This is a genomic window from Thalassobacter sp. HA4-2, from assembly GCF_055693705.1.
This window is the reverse complement of record NZ_JBVFUK010000001.1, coordinates 2,177,514-2,193,825: the sequence shown is the minus strand read 5'-3', so window position 1 is coordinate 2,193,825 and position 16,312 is coordinate 2,177,514. Positions and strand designations below refer to the sequence as shown.

The 16,312-nt window shown below is 63.3% G+C and carries 15 protein-coding genes and 1 pseudogene; 13 read left to right on the top strand and 3 right to left on the bottom strand.

Annotated elements, in window-relative coordinates; genetic code table 11:
- Nucleotides 1–91: 91 nt before the first annotated feature.
- From ACZ1G0_RS10935 to trpB, 13 genes and pseudogenes are all read left to right on the top strand, one after another.
- Nucleotides 92–598 (top strand): division/cell wall cluster transcriptional repressor MraZ, encoded by a 507-nt coding sequence (locus tag ACZ1G0_RS10935; protein ID WP_472736966.1) that lies wholly within the window; start codon nucleotides 92–94, stop codon nucleotides 596–598.
- Nucleotides 599–605: 7 nt separating this feature from the next.
- Nucleotides 606–1,586 carry a 16S rRNA (cytosine(1402)-N(4))-methyltransferase RsmH gene (gene rsmH / locus ACZ1G0_RS10930; protein ID WP_472736965.1) on the top strand — a complete coding sequence of 327 codons (981 nt, stop codon included), beginning with the start codon at nucleotides 606–608 and terminating at the stop codon, nucleotides 1,584–1,586.
- A 3-nt stretch (nucleotides 1,587–1,589) separates the two neighbouring features.
- Nucleotides 1,590–2,030, top strand: coding sequence for a cell division protein FtsL (gene ftsL, locus ACZ1G0_RS10925; protein WP_472736964.1), 441 nt, complete (start codon nucleotides 1,590–1,592; stop codon nucleotides 2,028–2,030).
- A complete protein-coding gene (locus ACZ1G0_RS10920) occupies nucleotides 2,027–3,826 on the top strand; it encodes a peptidoglycan D,D-transpeptidase FtsI family protein (protein WP_472736963.1) in 1,800 nt (599 codons plus the stop codon). Before ftsL ends, ACZ1G0_RS10920 begins: the two co-directional genes overlap by 4 nt.
- 12 nt (nucleotides 3,827–3,838) lie before the next feature.
- Entirely contained in the window at nucleotides 3,839–5,311 is a 1,473-nt protein-coding gene (locus ACZ1G0_RS10915) for a UDP-N-acetylmuramoyl-L-alanyl-D-glutamate--2,6-diaminopimelate ligase (RefSeq protein WP_472736962.1), read from the top strand.
- Nucleotides 5,308–6,717: a UDP-N-acetylmuramoyl-tripeptide--D-alanyl-D-alanine ligase gene (locus ACZ1G0_RS10910; RefSeq protein WP_472736961.1), complete on the top strand. Its 1,410-nt coding sequence runs from the start codon at nucleotides 5,308–5,310 to the stop codon at nucleotides 6,715–6,717. Before ACZ1G0_RS10915 ends, ACZ1G0_RS10910 begins: the two co-directional genes overlap by 4 nt.
- Before the next feature lie 11 nt (nucleotides 6,718–6,728).
- A pseudogene (mraY, locus tag ACZ1G0_RS10905) lies at nucleotides 6,729–7,810 on the top strand (phospho-N-acetylmuramoyl-pentapeptide-transferase).
- Nucleotides 7,811–7,867: 57 nt separating this feature from the next.
- Entirely contained in the window at nucleotides 7,868–9,268 is a 1,401-nt protein-coding gene (gene murD, locus ACZ1G0_RS10900; protein WP_472736960.1) for a UDP-N-acetylmuramoyl-L-alanine--D-glutamate ligase, read from the top strand.
- A 313-nt stretch (nucleotides 9,269–9,581) separates the two neighbouring features.
- Nucleotides 9,582–11,258: a 30S ribosomal protein S1 gene (gene rpsA, locus ACZ1G0_RS10895; RefSeq protein ID WP_472736959.1), complete on the top strand. Its 1,677-nt coding sequence runs from the start codon at nucleotides 9,582–9,584 to the stop codon at nucleotides 11,256–11,258.
- Between the two features lie 250 nt (nucleotides 11,259–11,508).
- A complete protein-coding gene (ihfB, locus tag ACZ1G0_RS10890) occupies nucleotides 11,509–11,793 on the top strand; it encodes an integration host factor subunit beta (protein ID WP_472736958.1) in 285 nt (94 codons plus the stop codon).
- A gap of 2 nt (nucleotides 11,794–11,795) precedes the next feature.
- A complete protein-coding gene (locus tag ACZ1G0_RS10885; RefSeq protein ID WP_472736957.1) occupies nucleotides 11,796–12,140 on the top strand; it encodes a lipopolysaccharide assembly protein LapA domain-containing protein in 345 nt (114 codons plus the stop codon).
- 3 nt (nucleotides 12,141–12,143) lie between these two features.
- Complete coding sequence (locus ACZ1G0_RS10880) at nucleotides 12,144–12,788, top strand: phosphoribosylanthranilate isomerase (protein WP_472737798.1); 645 nt, start codon at nucleotides 12,144–12,146, stop codon at nucleotides 12,786–12,788.
- A 60-nt stretch (nucleotides 12,789–12,848) separates the two neighbouring features.
- Nucleotides 12,849–14,096, top strand: coding sequence for a tryptophan synthase subunit beta (gene trpB, locus ACZ1G0_RS10875; protein WP_472736956.1), 1,248 nt, complete (start codon nucleotides 12,849–12,851; stop codon nucleotides 14,094–14,096).
- A gap of 261 nt (nucleotides 14,097–14,357) precedes the next feature.
- Here the strand turns inward: trpB and ACZ1G0_RS10870 are convergent, their stop codons facing one another.
- From ACZ1G0_RS10870 to ACZ1G0_RS10860, 3 genes are all read right to left on the bottom strand, one after another.
- Nucleotides 14,358–14,750 carry a DUF2237 family protein gene (locus tag ACZ1G0_RS10870; protein ID WP_472736955.1) on the bottom strand — a complete coding sequence of 131 codons (393 nt, stop codon included), beginning with the start codon at nucleotides 14,748–14,750 and terminating at the stop codon, nucleotides 14,358–14,360.
- A gap of 24 nt (nucleotides 14,751–14,774) precedes the next feature.
- On the bottom strand, nucleotides 14,775–15,485 hold the full coding sequence (pth, locus tag ACZ1G0_RS10865; protein ID WP_472736954.1) for an aminoacyl-tRNA hydrolase: 711 nt from the start codon (nucleotides 15,483–15,485) through the stop codon (nucleotides 14,775–14,777).
- Between the two features lie 99 nt (nucleotides 15,486–15,584).
- Nucleotides 15,585–16,211, bottom strand: a complete 627-nt coding sequence (locus ACZ1G0_RS10860; RefSeq protein WP_472736953.1) for a 50S ribosomal protein L25/general stress protein Ctc — start codon at nucleotides 16,209–16,211, stop codon at nucleotides 15,585–15,587.
- Between the last annotated feature and the right edge of the window lie 101 nt (nucleotides 16,212–16,312).

Below are 16,312 nucleotides of genomic sequence, written 5' to 3'. Positions count from 1 at the left end.
ACGAGCGGCGGATCGGGCAGTGGCAGCAGCTCGATCCGCCCTTTCCACGTTTGGGCGGTCGAAACCGGACACTTGGGGGCCAAAGGGGCCGATGGCACTACGGTTTACAGGCACCTCCACCCACAAGGTGGACGGAAAGGGACGGGTCTCAATCCCCGCAGCCTTTCGACGTGTGCTTGAGGCCGCAGATCCAGCCTATGCCGATGGCAAGCCGGTTGGGCTCTACATCAACCACCCCAACAAGCGCCAACCCTATGTCACCGTTTACACCGTGTCGGCGATGCAGGACATCTTTGCCGATATCGAGGCCATGCCCCGGGGCAGCAAGAACCGGCGTTTGCTGGAAATGATGTACAATGCCCGGTCCACCTATCTGACCGTGGACGAAACGGGCCGCTTGGTGCTGCCACAACACATCCGTGAACATCTGGACCTCGAGGGCGAGTGTGTGTTCCGGTCCGGTGTTGACACCTTCCAGATCATGAAGGCCGAGGCAGCCGCGCCCTCCGAGGAGGAATTGGACGCCTTCCTAGCCGAACAGGACCCGGATTTCCATCCGGCGGAATTGTTCAACCTGCCCCCCTCGGGCGAGGGATAGACCGACAATGACCGCTGCCGCGCCTCACATCCCCGTCCTGATTGACCCGATCCTAGCCGGTTGCGCACCCATTGCGGGCCACTGGGTGGATGGCACCTTTGGGGCGGGGGGCTACACTCGACGGTTGCTGGATGCGGGGGCCGCCAAGGTCACCGGCTTCGACCGGGATGCGACGGCCTTCGACCTCGCGGCCCCTTGGGCGGCGGATTACGGCGACCGATTGGCGCTGGTCAATGACGTGTTTTCCAACATGGCCACCCATGTGGATCTGGTGGACGGCGTGGTCTTGGACCTTGGCGTCAGTTCCATGCAGATCGACCAGCCGGACCGCGGCTTTTCGTTTCAGAAGGACGGGCCGCTGGATATGCGCATGGGGCAGGCCGGGGCCAGTGCTGCGGATGTGGTCAACACTGCCGATGAAGGCACCCTCGCCGATATCCTGCACCACTACGGCGAAGAGCGCGCGGCCCGCCGGATTGCGCGGGCCATCGTCCGCAAACGGGCCGAGGCCCCGATCACCCGCACGCTGGATCTGGCAGACCTGGTCGCATCCTGCCTGCCGCGCCCCAAGCCCGGGCAAAGCCATCCCGCCACGCGCAGTTTTCAGGCCATCCGCATCGCCGTGAATGACGAATTCGGAGAGCTGATCCGGGGCATGGTCGCGGCGGAGCGTATCTTGAAACCGGGCGGCTGGCTGGCGGTGGTGACGTTCCATTCCCTAGAGGATCGTGTGGTCAAACGGTTCATGGCGGCGCGCAGTGACGCGGGGGGCGGGGGCAACCGCTACGCCCCCGAGATCGCCACCCGCGCGCCCGAATTCGTCCTGTCGCCGAAGCGCGCCATCGGTCCGTCGGATGCGGAACTGGCCGTGAACCCCCGATCCCGCAGCGCCCGTCTGCGGTTGGCCCGGCGCACGGATGCACCCAGCTCGCCGTTGGATACCAAGGGGCTGGCCTTGCCCAAAATCACAGACCTAGAGGGGATCTAGCCCATGCGTGGTGTCATCTATTTCCTGTCCATCGTCTCGGTCGTGTTGCTGGCCTATTGGGCGTACCACGAAGGCTATCAGACCCGGCAAACCGCCCGCGAAGTCACGCGCCTGCAGGTGGAGCTTGGCCGCGCTCATGAACAGCTGTCGGTGCTCAGGGCCGAATGGGCCTACCTGAACCGTCCTGACCGGTTGCGCGTGCTGCACGAGATGAACTTTGAACGGCTGGGTTTGATGGAAATCACCGCCGAACAGTTCGGCACGGTCACGCAGATCGGCTATCCGCCGCCCCCCGCAGTGGTGTTGCCGGACCCCCTGGCCGGGCTGGACCCCAGCACTGCCATGGATACCATCGGTGAAATCACGCCCATGGTCGGAACCCTGCCACCTGCCACGATGATCCAACCCGCGCCCTACGCCCCAGAGCCGGAGGCCGTCCCATGACCCGTCGCATTCCCTTGCGTCCCCTTTCGCGCATCCTGCGCGCCCGCACCATCGGCCAAGACCCCGACCAGATCGAGGCGGCAAACCTGCGCGCCCGTCACGAGCAGATGCGCGACACCCTGCGCAGCCGCGCAGAGACGCGGTTGTTCGTCGTGGGGCTGGCGTTCTTTGCGGGCTTTTTGATCGTGGGCCTGCGCGCAGGCATCATCGCCGCCTCGGAGGTGGAGGAGCCGCGCATCGCCGACAACTCCGGCGCGGCCATCGTCGCGGCGCGCGCCGACATCGTGGACCGCGAGGGGCGCGTTCTGGCCACCAACCTTGTGACAAACGCCCTCTATGCCCACCCCCAAGACATGGTTGATCCCGTGGCCGCCGCCCAAGGGCTGGGCGAGATTTTCGAAGGCTTTGACGTGGCCGAATGGACCGAGAAATTCCAGTCCGACCGCAAATTCTTCTGGATCCGCCGCAACATCAGCCCCGAACAGCAACAAGCCGTCCATGATCTGGGGGAGCCGGGCCTGCTGTTTGGTCCGCGCGAAATGCGTCTGTATCCCAATGGCGCCTTGGCGGCCCATGTTCTGGGCGGGGCTGGCTATGGCCGCGAAGGCGTGCGTTCGGCGGAGGTGGTGGGCCGTGCGGGGGTCGAAAAAGTGTTCGACGAGGCCCTGCGCGACCCGGCCCGACAGGGCCAACCCCTGCAACTGTCTCTTGATCTGACGATCCAACAGGCCACCGAGGATTTGCTGTATGGCGGCATGAAGCTGCTGAACGCCAAGGGGGCTGCGGCCATCTTGATGGAGATCGACACCGGCGAGGTCGTGGCCCTTGCCAGCCTGCCAGACTTCGACCCCAACGCCCGCCCCCGTGATCCCATCGCGGGCGAGGCGCAGGGCGACAACCCGACCTTCAACCGCGCGGTGCAGGGGGTCTACGAGCTTGGCTCGACCTTCAAGATTTTCACCTCTGCCCAAGCGTTGGAGTTGGGGCTGGTCAATCCGGACACCATGATCAACACCCGTGGTCCCCTGCGTGAGGGCGGCCATTCGATCAATGATTTCCACAATTACGGCAACGCGTTGTCGGTGACGGACGTGATCGTCAAATCCTCCAACATCGGGACGGCGCGCATGGCGATCCAGATCGGCGGCGAGCGTCAGCAGGACTTTCTGCGCTCTCTGGGCTTTTTCGAAGCCACGGCGCTGGAGCTGGGCGAGGCCCGCGCCGGTCGCCCCCTGATCCCCGCGCAATGGCGCCCCATCAACACCATGACCATCAGTTATGGCCACGGGCTGTCGGCCAGCCCGATGCACTTGGCGGCGGCCTACGCCAGTATTCTGAACGGCGGCACCAAGATCACGCCGACCTTGCTGAAACGCACCGAACCCAAACCGCTGGGCCCGCGCGTGGTGTCCGAAGAGGTCTCGCGCATCAGCCGCGAAATGCTGCACGAGGTGGTGGCCAGCGACCGGGGCACCGCCTCCATGGCGCGTCTGCCCATGTACCGCGTGGGCGGCAAGACCGGGACGGCGGACAAGCTGAACGCCCGGGGACAATACTACGAGGACAAGGTAATCACGACCTTTGCCAGCGTGTTTCCAGCCCTTGATCCCAAATATGTTCTGGTCGTGACATTGGACGAGCCCGAGGATCGCAGCGGCCCCAAACCCCGGCGCACCGCAGGCTGGACCGCCGTGCCCGTGGCCGCCGCAATCATTGATCGCGTCGCCCCGCTGCTGGGCCTGCGTCCAGACGTTGAATCCCACCGGCTTTCTGCGATACCTGTCTCCGCAAACTAAGCGGAGGCCGTCATGGCGCACACACTTTCTGCCCTCGGCCTGCGCGCCCGTGGTGGCGCGGACCCGGTGATCACTGGCCTGTCCGTAGACAGCCGCCTTGTTGAACCGGGCCACCTGTTCGCCGCCTTGCCCGGATCGCGCGTGCACGGGGGCGAATTCATCCAATACGCCGTGCGCATGGGGGCCAGCGCCATCCTGACGGACCCCGAGGGCGCACAGATCGCGGCCGATGTGATTGCGGATCAGGCGGTGGTCCTGGTCGAAGATCCGCGCGCAGCGCTTGCCGGGGCGGCGGCGCTGTTTTTTGGTGCGCAGCCCGAAACCATGGTGGCCGTGACGGGCACGAACGGCAAAACCTCTGTTGCGACCTTTACCCGCCAATTGTGGGAAGCCTTGGGGATCAAGGCCGCCAACATGGGCACCACGGGCGTTGAGGGGGCCTATAGCGCCCCCGGGGTCCATACCACGCCCGAACCAATCACCCTGCACCGGGTCCTTGCAGGTATGGCCGGGGCCGGTGTCACCCACGCCGCGATGGAGGCCTCCAGCCACGGGCTGGATCAGGCCCGCATGGATGCGGTCCATCTGGCCGCCGCCGGGTTCACGAATTTCACACAAGACCATCTCGACTACCACGAGACGTTCGAGGCTTATTTTCAGGCCAAGCTGGGCCTGTTCACCCGCGTCTTGCCATCGGGCGGTGTCGCGGTGTTGAACCTTGACGACCCGCAGGTGGCCAAGGTGGCCCAGATCGCTACGGACCGGGGGCAAGAGGTGATCGGCGTGGGCGCACACCCCGACGCCCGCCTGCGCCTGCGCGCCCAGCGGTTCGAGGCAACGGGGCAAGAGGTGTTGTTTGATTGGCAGGGCAAATCCCACAGCGCGCGACTGCCCCTGATCGGCGGGTTCCAAGCGGCCAATGCCCTGATGGCCGCGGGTCTGGTGATTGCTGCCGGTGAACCAGCGGAGGAGGTCTTTGCCGTGTTGGACCAGCTGGGCACTGTACGGGGCAGGATGCAAAAGGCCGCCGTGCGCGCCAACGGGGCGGCGGTCTTTGTGGATTACGCCCATACGCCGGACGCGGTCGAGACGGCCCTGCGGGCAATCCGGCCCCATGTGCTTGGCCGTGTGATTGCCATCGTGGGCGCGGGCGGTGACCGGGATGCGGGCAAGCGACCGCTGATGGGGGCGGCTGCGGCTGGGGCCGCGGATGTGGTGATCGTGACCGATGACAACCCGCGCAGCGAGGACCCCGCCACCATACGCGCCGCCGTAATGCAGGGCGCCCCCGGCGCCACCGAGATCGGTGACCGGGCCGAGGCAATCCTGCGCGGCGTGGACATGTGCGGCCCCGGCGACACGCTGGTGATCTTGGGCAAGGGGCACGAGACAGGGCAGGTCGTCGGCGATGATGTGCTGCCCTTTGATGATGTGGAACAAGCCTCCATCGCGGTGCAGGTTCTGGATCAGGAGGGCGCGCAATGACCCTTTGGACATCAGCGGATGCCGCAGCCGCTACCGGTGGGCGCGCAGTCGGTAAGTGGTCGGTTACGGGGCTGTCGATCGACACACGCTCCATCGCGCGCGGCGATTTGTTCGTGGCGCTGACGGCGGCGCGGGATGGGCACGACTTTGTGGCCGATGCGCTGGCCAAGGGGGCGGGGGCGGCGCTGGTCTCTCGCATCCCGCAAGGGGTAAGCGACAACGCACCTTTGCTGGTGGTGGACGATGTGCAAGCGGGGTTAGAGGCCTTGGGCCGTGCCGCCCGCGCCCGCACCTCTGCCAAGGTGATTGGGATCACCGGGTCCGTGGGCAAAACCTCGACCAAGGATATGCTGGCCCATGTCCTGTCGGGCCAAGGTGCCACCCACGCGGCGGTCAAAAGTTTCAACAACCATTGGGGCGTGCCCCTGACCCTTGCCCGCATGGATCCGGCCAGCGCCTTTGCGGTCATCGAGATCGGGATGAACCACCCGGGCGAAATCGCGCCGTTGTCCGCGCAGGCCCGTCCCCATGTGGCCATGGTCACGACCGTGGGCCCCGTGCACCTGGAGGCCTTTGCAGACGGGATCAAGGGCATCGCGCGGGAAAAGGCAGCGATTTATTCTGGGCTTGTCCCCACGGGGACAGCCATCCTGAACGCTGATATCGACCAGACGCAAATCCTCGCGGCGGCGGCCCAGGGGCGGCCTGTGCGATTTGGCCGGGCCGAGGACGCGGAGTGGCGGCTGTTGGACGTTCAGGCCAGCGCCGACAGCCTGACCTGCGTGGCGCAGACGCCCGAGGGGCGTTTGATCTTCAAGATAGGCGCGCCCGGGGTCCACTTTGCCTTGAATGCGCTGGCGGTCTTGGCGGCGGTTCACGCGGTGGGGGCCGATGTGTCCCGGGCCGCGATGGATCTGGCCCAGTGGTCGCCGCCGGACGGGCGCGGCGCCCGGCACTTTGTGTCGCTGGATGCTGCACGCGAGGGCATGGGCTTCACCTTGATCGACGATGCCTACAACGCCAATCCAACCTCGGTCGCGGCCTCCCTCGCCACGCTCGCAGCCACCGAGGTTGCGCGGGGGGCGCGGCGCATCGCGATCCTTGGGGACATGAAGGAACTTGGACCGACCGAGGCCGCCTTGCACGCAGACCTGGTCCGCCTCGACGCGGTGGAAAAGATAGATCAAATCCATTGCATCGGCCCCCTGATGGCCCATCTGCACGCCGTCTTGCCCACGGCCAAACGGGGGACCCACACGCAAGTTTCGTCCGACATGGCGCAGCAGGCCCACCATCTTGTGGCACCCGGCGACATCGTGCTGGTGAAAGGATCGCTGTCCATGGATATGGCACGCGTGGTTGACGCGCTGGCGGATTTGGGCCAAGCGAGAGGAAACGCGCGGTAAGGGGTGCCCCCATGTTATTCTGGTTGACCGAGTTTTCTGACGGTGGCGATGTCTTCAACCTGTTTCGCTACATCACCTTTCGGGCCGGGGGGCATTCTTCACGGCGTTGATCTTCGGGTTCATTTTTGGAAAACCTCTGATCAATCTGCTCCGCCGCCGCCAAGGCAAGGGTCAGCCGATCCGCGACGACGGCCCCGAGACCCATTTCGCCAAGGCCGGCACGCCCACCATGGGTGGCCTGCTCATCCTGTCGGCCCTGACCGTTTCGACCCTGCTTTGGGCGCGGCCGGACAATCCTTACATCTGGCTGGTGCTGTTTGTGACCATCAGTTTCGGCTGCATCGGGTTTGTGGATGACTATGCCAAGGTCAGTGCGGGCAACACCAAGGGGGTGTCCGGCAAGGTGCGCCTTGGCCTTGGGTTCGCCATTGCGGGTTTGGCCGGGTACTTGGCCACACAGCTGCATCCCGAGGGCCTGTCGAACCAGCTGGCCGTGCCGATCTTCAAGGATGTGCTGATCAATCTAGGGGTCTTATTCATCCCCTTCGCGATGATCGTGATCGTGGGGGCCGCCAATGCGGTGAACCTGACGGACGGGCTGGATGGGCTGGCCATCATGCCCGTGATGATTGCCGCCACAACCCTTGGCATCATCGCCTATGCCGTGGGCCGGGTGGACGTGACCGAGTATCTGGATGTCCACTACGTGCCTGGCACCGGGGAAATCCTGATCTTTACGGCGGCCCTTGTGGGCGGGGGCCTTGGGTTCCTGTGGTACAATGCGCCACCCGCCGCCGTGTTCATGGGGGATACCGGTTCGCTGGCCTTGGGCGGTGCGCTTGGGGCCATCGCGGTCTCTACCAAGCACGAGCTTGTTCTGGCCATCGTGGGGGGCCTGTTCGTGGTCGAGGCGCTGTCGGTCATTATTCAAGTCCTGTACTTCAAACGCACGGGTAAGCGGGTTTTCCTGATGGCCCCGATCCACCACCATTTCGAGAAAAAGGGCTGGGCCGAGCCGCAGGTCGTGATCCGGTTCTGGATCATCTCGCTGATTCTTGCGCTGATCGGGTTGGCCACACTGAAGGTGCGCTAGGATGTCGGGCGAACGTTTTTCGGCCCACCGGCCTCAATCTGAGTTCGGAGCGGCGCAATGATCCCCGTGTCGGGCCTTGCTGGCCGCCGCGTCGGTGTCCTTGGTCTGGGGCGAACGGGGCTGTCAGCGGCGCGCGCGTTGAATGCGGGTGGTGCGATGGCCATATGCTGGGACGACGGCGAGGGCGGTCGCGCCGCCGCCATGGCCGAAGGGCTGGTGGTGGAGGACCTGACAAAACGCGGTGCTGTGGAAGCGCTGGACCTGCTGGTCGTGTCCCCCGGTATCCCGCACCTGTACCCCGCACCGCACCGCACCATTGCAGACGCGCTGGCCGCCGGTGTGCCCGTGGACAACGACATCGGCCTGTTCTTTCGCAGCCTTGGGCAATCCGACTGGTTCAACATGGAAACTCCGCCGCGCGTGGTGGCGATCACGGGGTCGAACGGGAAATCCACCACCTCGGCCCTGTTGCACCATGTCCTGACACAGGCGGGCAAACCTGCGGCGCTGGCGGGCAACATCGGGCGCGGGGTGCTGGATCTGGACCCGCCCGCGGATGGCGCCGTGATCGTGCTGGAACTGTCCAGCTACCAGACAGAGCTTGCCCGGGCCCTGACCCCGGACATTGCCGTGTTCACCAACCTGTCCCCCGATCATCTGGATCGGCACGCGGGCATGGGCGGATACTTCGCCGCCAAGCGCCGCCTGTTTGCCGAGGGTGGTCCGGATCGCGCTGTGATTGGCGTGGACGAGGCCGAGGGCCGCTTTCTGGCCAACCAACTGTCCGAGGGGGCGGCGGACGACCGTGTGATCCGGATCAGCGCGAGCCAGAAACTGGCTGGCCCTGGCTGGCAGGTCACGGCGCGCAAGGGCTTTCTAACCGAATGGCGCAAGGGGCGGCAGGTCACAAGCATCGACCTACGCGACATCGCTGGCCTGCCCGGTGCGCACAATCACCAGAACGCCTGTGCCGCCTATGCCGCGGCCCGGACCCTTGGCCTTGCCCCGCGCATGATCGAGGACGGCCTGCGCAGCTATCCCGGTCTGCCCCACCGCAGTCAGGTGATCGCGACCGTGGGCGGTGTGACCTACGTCAACGATAGCAAAGCCACCAACGTGGACGCGGCGGCCAAGGCTCTGTCGGCGTTCAAGCGTATCCGTTGGATTTGCGGCGGCTTGCAGAAAGAAGGCGGCTTGGAGGGTCTGCATGGGCACTTGGGCAACGTCGCCAAGGCCTATGTCATTGGGCGCGAGGCGGCGGCCTTTGCCCTGGATCTGCCGGGGGTGGAGGCCGAGATTTGCACCGACATGGCCACCGCCGTCGCCCGCGCGCGCGCGGATGCCCAACCGGGCGAGGTCGTTCTGCTGGCCCCTGCGGCGGCCAGTTTCGACCAATACGACAGTTTTGAGAAACGCGGCGAAGATTTCGCGTCGCAGGTGTCGCGGCTTGTGACCTAGACCAGCGCGCGCTCGGGACTGGCTTGTTTCAGGGGCAATGGTGCCTTCGGCCCGGCAGGGCGCATGAAGTGTGTGCCACGATGTGCAAAGGCCGGTCAGCTTCAACGGAACAGTGTCAGGTTTCACCGCCAAACCGGACCTATATGGCGGTTTGAACGGGGGCTTGCGGGGCAGGGGTCTCGCGGCTATACCGCGCAGGTCTCGACTGGGTCGGCTTTTACCGGCCCGTTTGTTTATGGACCAACATCAACCCAAAGACCGGCGGAGACAACCGCGCGGCCAGTATAACGCTCTAAAAGGATATCTACGCCACATGGCAAACAATCTCATGGACGAATTCGAAGCGCTTTTGAACGAAAGCCTCGAAATTGATACCCCGAACGAAGGTTCGGTTGTTAAGGGTCGGGTCATCGCTGTCGAAGCGGGCCAGGCCATCATCGACGTCGGCTACAAAATGGAAGGCCGCGTTGATCTGAAAGAATTCGCATCCCCCGGTGAAGAACCCGAAGTGGCCGTTGGCGACGACGTCGAGGTCTTCTTGCGGTCCGTCGAAAACGCCCGCGGTGAAGCCGTGCTGTCGCGTGAGATGGCCCGCCGCGAGGAAGCATGGGACCGTCTGGAAAAAGCCTACGGGTCCGAAGAGCGTGTCGAAGGCGCCATCTTCGGTCGCGTCAAGGGCGGCTTCACGGTCGATCTGGGCGGCGCTGTGGCGTTTCTGCCCGGCTCTCAGGTGGATGTGCGCCCCGTGCGCGATGCAGGCCCCCTGATGGGTCTGAAGCAGCCGTTCCAAATCCTCAAAATGGATCGTCGCCGGGGCAACATCGTTGTGTCGCGCCGTGCGATCCTCGAGGAATCCCGCGCCGAACAGCGCGCCGAGGTGATCGCCAACCTGACCGAAGGTCAGACGGTCGAAGGCGTGGTCAAGAACATCACCGAATACGGGGCCTTCGTGGACCTGGGCGGTGTGGACGGCCTGTTGCACGTCACCGACATGGCATGGCGCCGCGTGAACGATCCACGCGAGGTGCTGAACATCGGCGAGACGATCAAGGTGCAGGTCATCAAGATCAACAAAGATACCCACCGTATCAGCCTGGGCATGAAGCAGCTGCAGGAAGATCCGTGGAACCTTGTTGGTGCCAAGTATCCTCTGGGTTCGGTCCATCAGGGCCGCGTCACGAACATCACCGATTACGGTGCGTTCGTCGAGCTGGAAGCCGGTGTCGAAGGTCTGGTACACGTGTCCGAGATGTCTTGGACCAAGAAAAACGTCCACCCCGGCAAGATCGTGTCCACCAGCCAAGAGGTTGAGGTCATGGTGCTGGAAATCGACGGTGCCAAGCGCCGCGTGTCTCTGGGTCTGAAACAGACGCAGCGTAACCCATGGGAAGTGTTTGCAGAAACCCACCCCGAGGGCACGCAGGTCGAAGGCGAAGTCAAGAACATCACCGAATTCGGTCTGTTCGTGGGTCTGCCCGGCGACATCGACGGCATGGTGCACCTGTCCGACCTGACATGGGAAGGTCGTGGCGAAGACGTGATCGGCGACTACCGCAAAGGCGACATGGTCAATGCCGTCGTGTCCGAAGTGGACGTCGAGAAAGAGCGTATCTCGCTTTCGATCAAGGCGGCAGACGGCGACCCCTTTGCCGAAGCTGTTGGCGGCGTGAAGCGTGGCTCGATCATCACTGTGGAAGTGACCAAGATCGAAGAAGGCGGCATCGAGGTGTCCTACGAAGGTATGACCTCCTTCATCCGCCGGTCCGACCTGTCCCGCGACCGTGCCGATCAACGTCCAGAGCGTTTCGGCGCAGGCGACAAGATCGACGTGCGCGTGACCAACGTGGACCAGAAGACCCGTCGTCTGGGTCTGTCGATCAAAGCCCGCGAGATCGCAGAAGAGAAAGAGGCCGTGCAGCAGTATGGCTCCTCCGACTCCGGTGCGTCCTTGGGCGACATCCTTGGTGCGGCGCTGAAGGGCGACGAATAACCCTAAGGGTTCTGAAGGATTGCAGCGGCCCCGCCTCGAAAGGCGGGGCCGTTTGCGTTTGCGATTCCTTTTACAGCGCGCAGTAGTACCGCCCAACGGGCTGGTCGCGCCTGTAACCCTAACGCAGCGCGCACTTTTTTGCAGTTTGCCGGGCAAAAGGATCAAAAAACCATGACAAGGGCGTTTCGGTTCGCTGCCAACTTGCCCTATACTTGGGAATAATTCGGCCACTCTGGGGAGGACGCCACGCATGATACGTTCCGAGCTGATCCAAAAGATCGCGGATGATAATCCGCATCTGTACCAACGTGATGTGGAACGCATCGTGAATACAATTTTCGACACGATTATCGAAGCAATGGCCGATGGCGACCGTGTGGAGCTGCGCGGTTTTGGCGCGTTTTCGGTCAAACGACGTGACGCCCGAGTGGGCCGCAACCCGCGCACAGGCGAAACGGTGCAGGTGGAGGAGAAACACGTGCCCTTCTTCAAGACCGGCAAGCTGCTGCGCGACCGTTTGAACGGAAAGGACTAGCCATGCGTTTTCTGCGGTATGCATTCTTGGCGGTCCTTGCGATTTGCCTTGTAACGGTGGCCCTTGCGAACCGTCAGGTCGTCACCCTGAACCTTTTGCCCGCTGATTTGGCCGGGCTGATGAACATGCCGATTTCGATCAGCCTGCCCCTGTATGTCGTCGTGTTCGGTGGTCTGATTGGTGGTGTTCTGATCGGTTTCGTCTGGGAATGGTTCCGCGAGCACAAGCACCGCGCCGAGGCCGTGCGCGCCCGGTCAGAGGCGAACCGCCTTGCCCGCGAAGTCAAAAAGGCCAAGACAACGGACAGCGGTGACGACGTGCTTGCGCTGCTAGACGGCGCCAAGTAGCCGATTGTGGCGATTTCCGTCAAAATTTGTGGACTGACCCGAACGTCCGATGTGGATGCTGCGGCCGCCGCTGGTGCGCTTTACGCGGGCTTTGTGTTTTTTGAGAAGTCCCCGCGCAACGTCACTGTGGACCAGGCCGCAGGGCTGGCCGTTCACGCACCATTGGGGCTGGCCAAGGTGGCTTTGACTGTGGACGCGGACGACGCAACGCTGGATGCGATCACGTCAAAAGTGCCCTTGGACATGATCCAACTGCACGGCCACGAGACGCCCCAGCGTGTGGCAGCGGTCCGCGCGCGTTACGGTCTGCCGGTGATGAAGGCCATCGGGATTGCGAATGCCTCTGACCTTGCCGATATCGACTTGTACTCTGTGGTTGCGGATCAATTGCTGATCGACGCCAAACCGCCCAAGGGTGCGGACCTGCCCGGCGGCAACGGGCTTGCATTCGATTGGCAACTTTTGGCGACGCGCAAGTATTGGGCCAAACCGTGGATGCTGGCAGGTGGCCTGACGCCCGACAATGCCGCCGGGGCCGCGCGACGCACGGGAGCCAAACAGCTTGACGTGTCCTCCGGGGTGGAGGCGGCGCCCGGTATCAAAGATCCCGCCAAGATTGCGGCCTTCGTTCAGTCGGCACAGGACTAGCTTGCGCCGATCCGCTGGCTCTTTTAACACATCCCAATGCACCCCACCGGAGGAACGACCATGGCCGAAGACCTCATCAATTCATTTATGACCGGACCTGACGAAAACGGTCGTTTCGGCAACTTCGGGGGCCGTTTCGTCTCCGAAACCTTGATGCCGCTGATCTTGGAGCTGGAGGCGCAGTACGAACACGCCAAGACCGACCAGAGCTTCTGGGACGAGATGCACTACCTTTGGACGCATTACGTGGGCCGTCCCTCACCGCTCTACTTTGCGGAGCGTCTGACGGACCATCTGGGCGGGGCCAAGATCTACCTCAAGCGGGACGAACTGAACCACACCGGCGCGCACAAGATCAACAACGTGCTGGGACAGATCATTCTGGCCCGCCGCATGGGCAAGACCCGGATCATCGCGGAAACGGGGGCGGGGCAACACGGTGTTGCGACGGCCACAGTTTGCGCGAAATTCGGTTTGAAATGCGTGGTCTACATGGGCGCCCACGATGTGGAACGTCAGGCGCCAAACGTGTTCCGTATGCGCCTGCTGGGGGCCGAGGTGATCCCCGTGACCAGCGGTCGGGGCACCCTGAAGGACGCCATGAACGATGCCCTGCGCGATTGGGTCACCAACGTGCGCGATACGTTCTACTGCATTGGTACGGTCGCCGGGCCGCACCCGTACCCCGCCATGGTCCGTGATTTTCAAGCCATCATCGGTAAGGAAGCGCGTGAACAGATGCTGGCTGCGGAGGGGCGTTTGCCCGATACTCTGATCGCTGCGATCGGTGGTGGGTCCAACGCCATGGGCCTGTTCTACCCGTTTCTGGACGACAAAGAGGTCGGCATCATTGGGGTCGAGGCGGGCGGCAAGGGTGTGAACGCCAAGATGGAACACTGCGCGTCCCTAACGGGCGGTCGCCCCGGCGTTCTACACGGCAACCGCACCTATCTGCTGCAAGACGATGATGGCCAAATCCTCGAAGGTTTCTCGATTTCTGCGGGTCTCGACTACCCCGGCATCGGGCCGGAACATGCTTGGCTGCACGATATTGGGCGCGCCGAGTATGTCGCGATCACCGACAAGGAGGCGTTGGAAGCGTTCCAAGTCTGCTGTGCGCAAGAGGGGATCATCCCCGCCCTTGAACCCAGCCACGCGTTGGCTCATGTGATGAAGATCGCGCCGAACCTGCCCAAGGACCACATCATCTGCATGAACATGTGCGGGCGTGGTGATAAGGATATCTTTACGGTGGCGCGTGCGCTTGGTTTTGACATGACTGGCCCCGAGGGGCGCAGCGTCGAATAATCGCGCTTAGATTTCGATGTAAAGGGGCAGGGGACTGCCCCTTTTTTCGTGCCTACATGCCTGTAATGACACAGAAAAAGGCCGTGCGGGTCCAGTCGCACGGCCTTCATTCTGTGGCTCTGAAAACCAGGACCGGTGGTTGCACCGGCCCTGGCAGGCGCAAGCCTCAGAGCCATGGGAATTCTTTCGAACAACCCCATTGGCCCGATGACACTAAGAAAACAGCCCCTATGGGTCAATCGCAAAATGCAAAGGTGTCGATCACTCCGATACGTCCAGTGCGTATTGCGCCAGCACCTCCATATCCACGATGCGCAACGCGGCCTTGTGGGTCGAGGCGAGATTGACCTTGGGCGCGACCCCTTCGTCATGGGCCTGCAAAAAGCGCGACGCACACAGGCACCATTGGTCACCGGGCTTGAGGCCGGGAAAGTTGAACTCGGGCCTTGGGGTGGACAGGTCGTTGCCGAGGTACTTGGAATAGGCCAAAAACCCCTCGGTCATTACGGCACACACGGTATGGCTGCCGCCGTCCATGGGGCCCGTGTCGCAGCACCCGTTGCGGTAGAATCCGGTCACAGGATCAAGGGAACAACTTTGCAGCGGTCCATCCAGAACATTGACGGAGGGTTCGATTGGCGGGCGGTTGGTCATGTTCGTCCTATCTGAATTTCTGCATCAATTTTTCGAGGGCCGTGGGTTCTTTTTCCGGCGTTTTGGCATCCCCCGAAATCCCCCCCGAAACCACCCCCGATTTCCCCCCGACGCGGTATCGGGCTTGGGCGCGGGTTTTGCGCCCTGTTTCCCCGTCCCGCTGCGGGGCGGGGCGACGCGCAGGGCGACGGCGTTCAGGAACTTGGCGCTGTCCCCATCGGCCAGCTGCGCCGCACCGTCGCTGATGCCGCGCATGACATCGTCCAGCCAGCCCTGTTCGGCCTTGGCAAAGTCCGACAACACGTATCCGGCCACACGGTCCTTGTGCCCCGGATGCCCGATGCCCAGACGCACGCGGGCGTAGTCGGGGCCAAGGTGCTGGTGGATGGATCGCAACCCGTTGTGCCCCGCATGGCCGCCCCCCTGTTTGACACGCACCTTCCCGGGGGCGAGGTCAAGCTCGTCGTGGAACACGGTCAGTGAGGCCGGGGTCAATTTGAAAAACTGCATGGCGGCGGCGAGGGGTTGGCCGGATCGGTTCATGAAGGTCTCGGGCTTGAACAGGATCACCTTTTCGCCGCCCAAACGTCCTTCGGACAGTTGGCCCTGAAACTTGGACCGCCAAGGGGCAAAGCCGTGATCGGCGGCGATCCGGTCCATCGCCATGAACCCGATGTTGTGGCGGTTGGCGGCGTATTTTGCGCCCGGATTGCCCAGCCCTGTGAAAATGATCATCGCCTGTCCCCCTTGTGCCCAAAATAACCCAACGGCCCCAAAAGAAAAGCGCGCGCAAGGGGCCCCTCGCGCGCGCTGTCACCTCGACGTAAGTCGGGCTTATTCTTCTGCGGCTTCTTCTTCGCCGTCTTCGGCTTCGTTCTCGGACGAACGCAGACCCGAGGGGGCAGAGATGTTGGCGATGACGAAATCGCGGTCGATCGTGGGCTTGGCCCCTTCGGGCAGGGTCACGTCGGAAATCGTCACGGTGTCGCCGACGTTCAGGGTCGAGATGTCGACCGTGATGCTTTCGGGGATATCGCCAGCGGTCACGTTCAGTTCCACCTCGGGGCGCACAACAGTCAACACGCCACCCTTCTTGATCCCGGGCGAGGTTTCTTCGCCGGTGAAATCAACGGGGATGAACAGGGACACTTTGGACGTGCGACGCAGGCGCATGAAATCCACGTGTGTGGGCAGGTCTTTGACCACGTCACGCTGCACACCGCGACAGATCACGCGCACATCTTCGGCGCCTTCCATCTTCAGGTTGAACAGGGTGGACATGAACCGCCCAGCCTTCAGGCGCTTGAGCAGCACGTTGAAGGGCATTTCGATTGCAACGGGGTCCGCGCCGCCGCCATAAACCACACCGGGTACTTTGCCATCGCGACGTGCTTGACGGGCGGCTCCCTTGCCTGTCCCCGCGCGTGCCTCTACGACGAGATCTGGAATCTCTCCAGCCATGATAATTCTCCATACATTAAGGGGCCTCCTCCAGGGTGTAGGCCCAACAGGTCGTGGCGTTACAGGGGCAGGGGTCAAAACGCAAGGCGATTCCGGCGCCG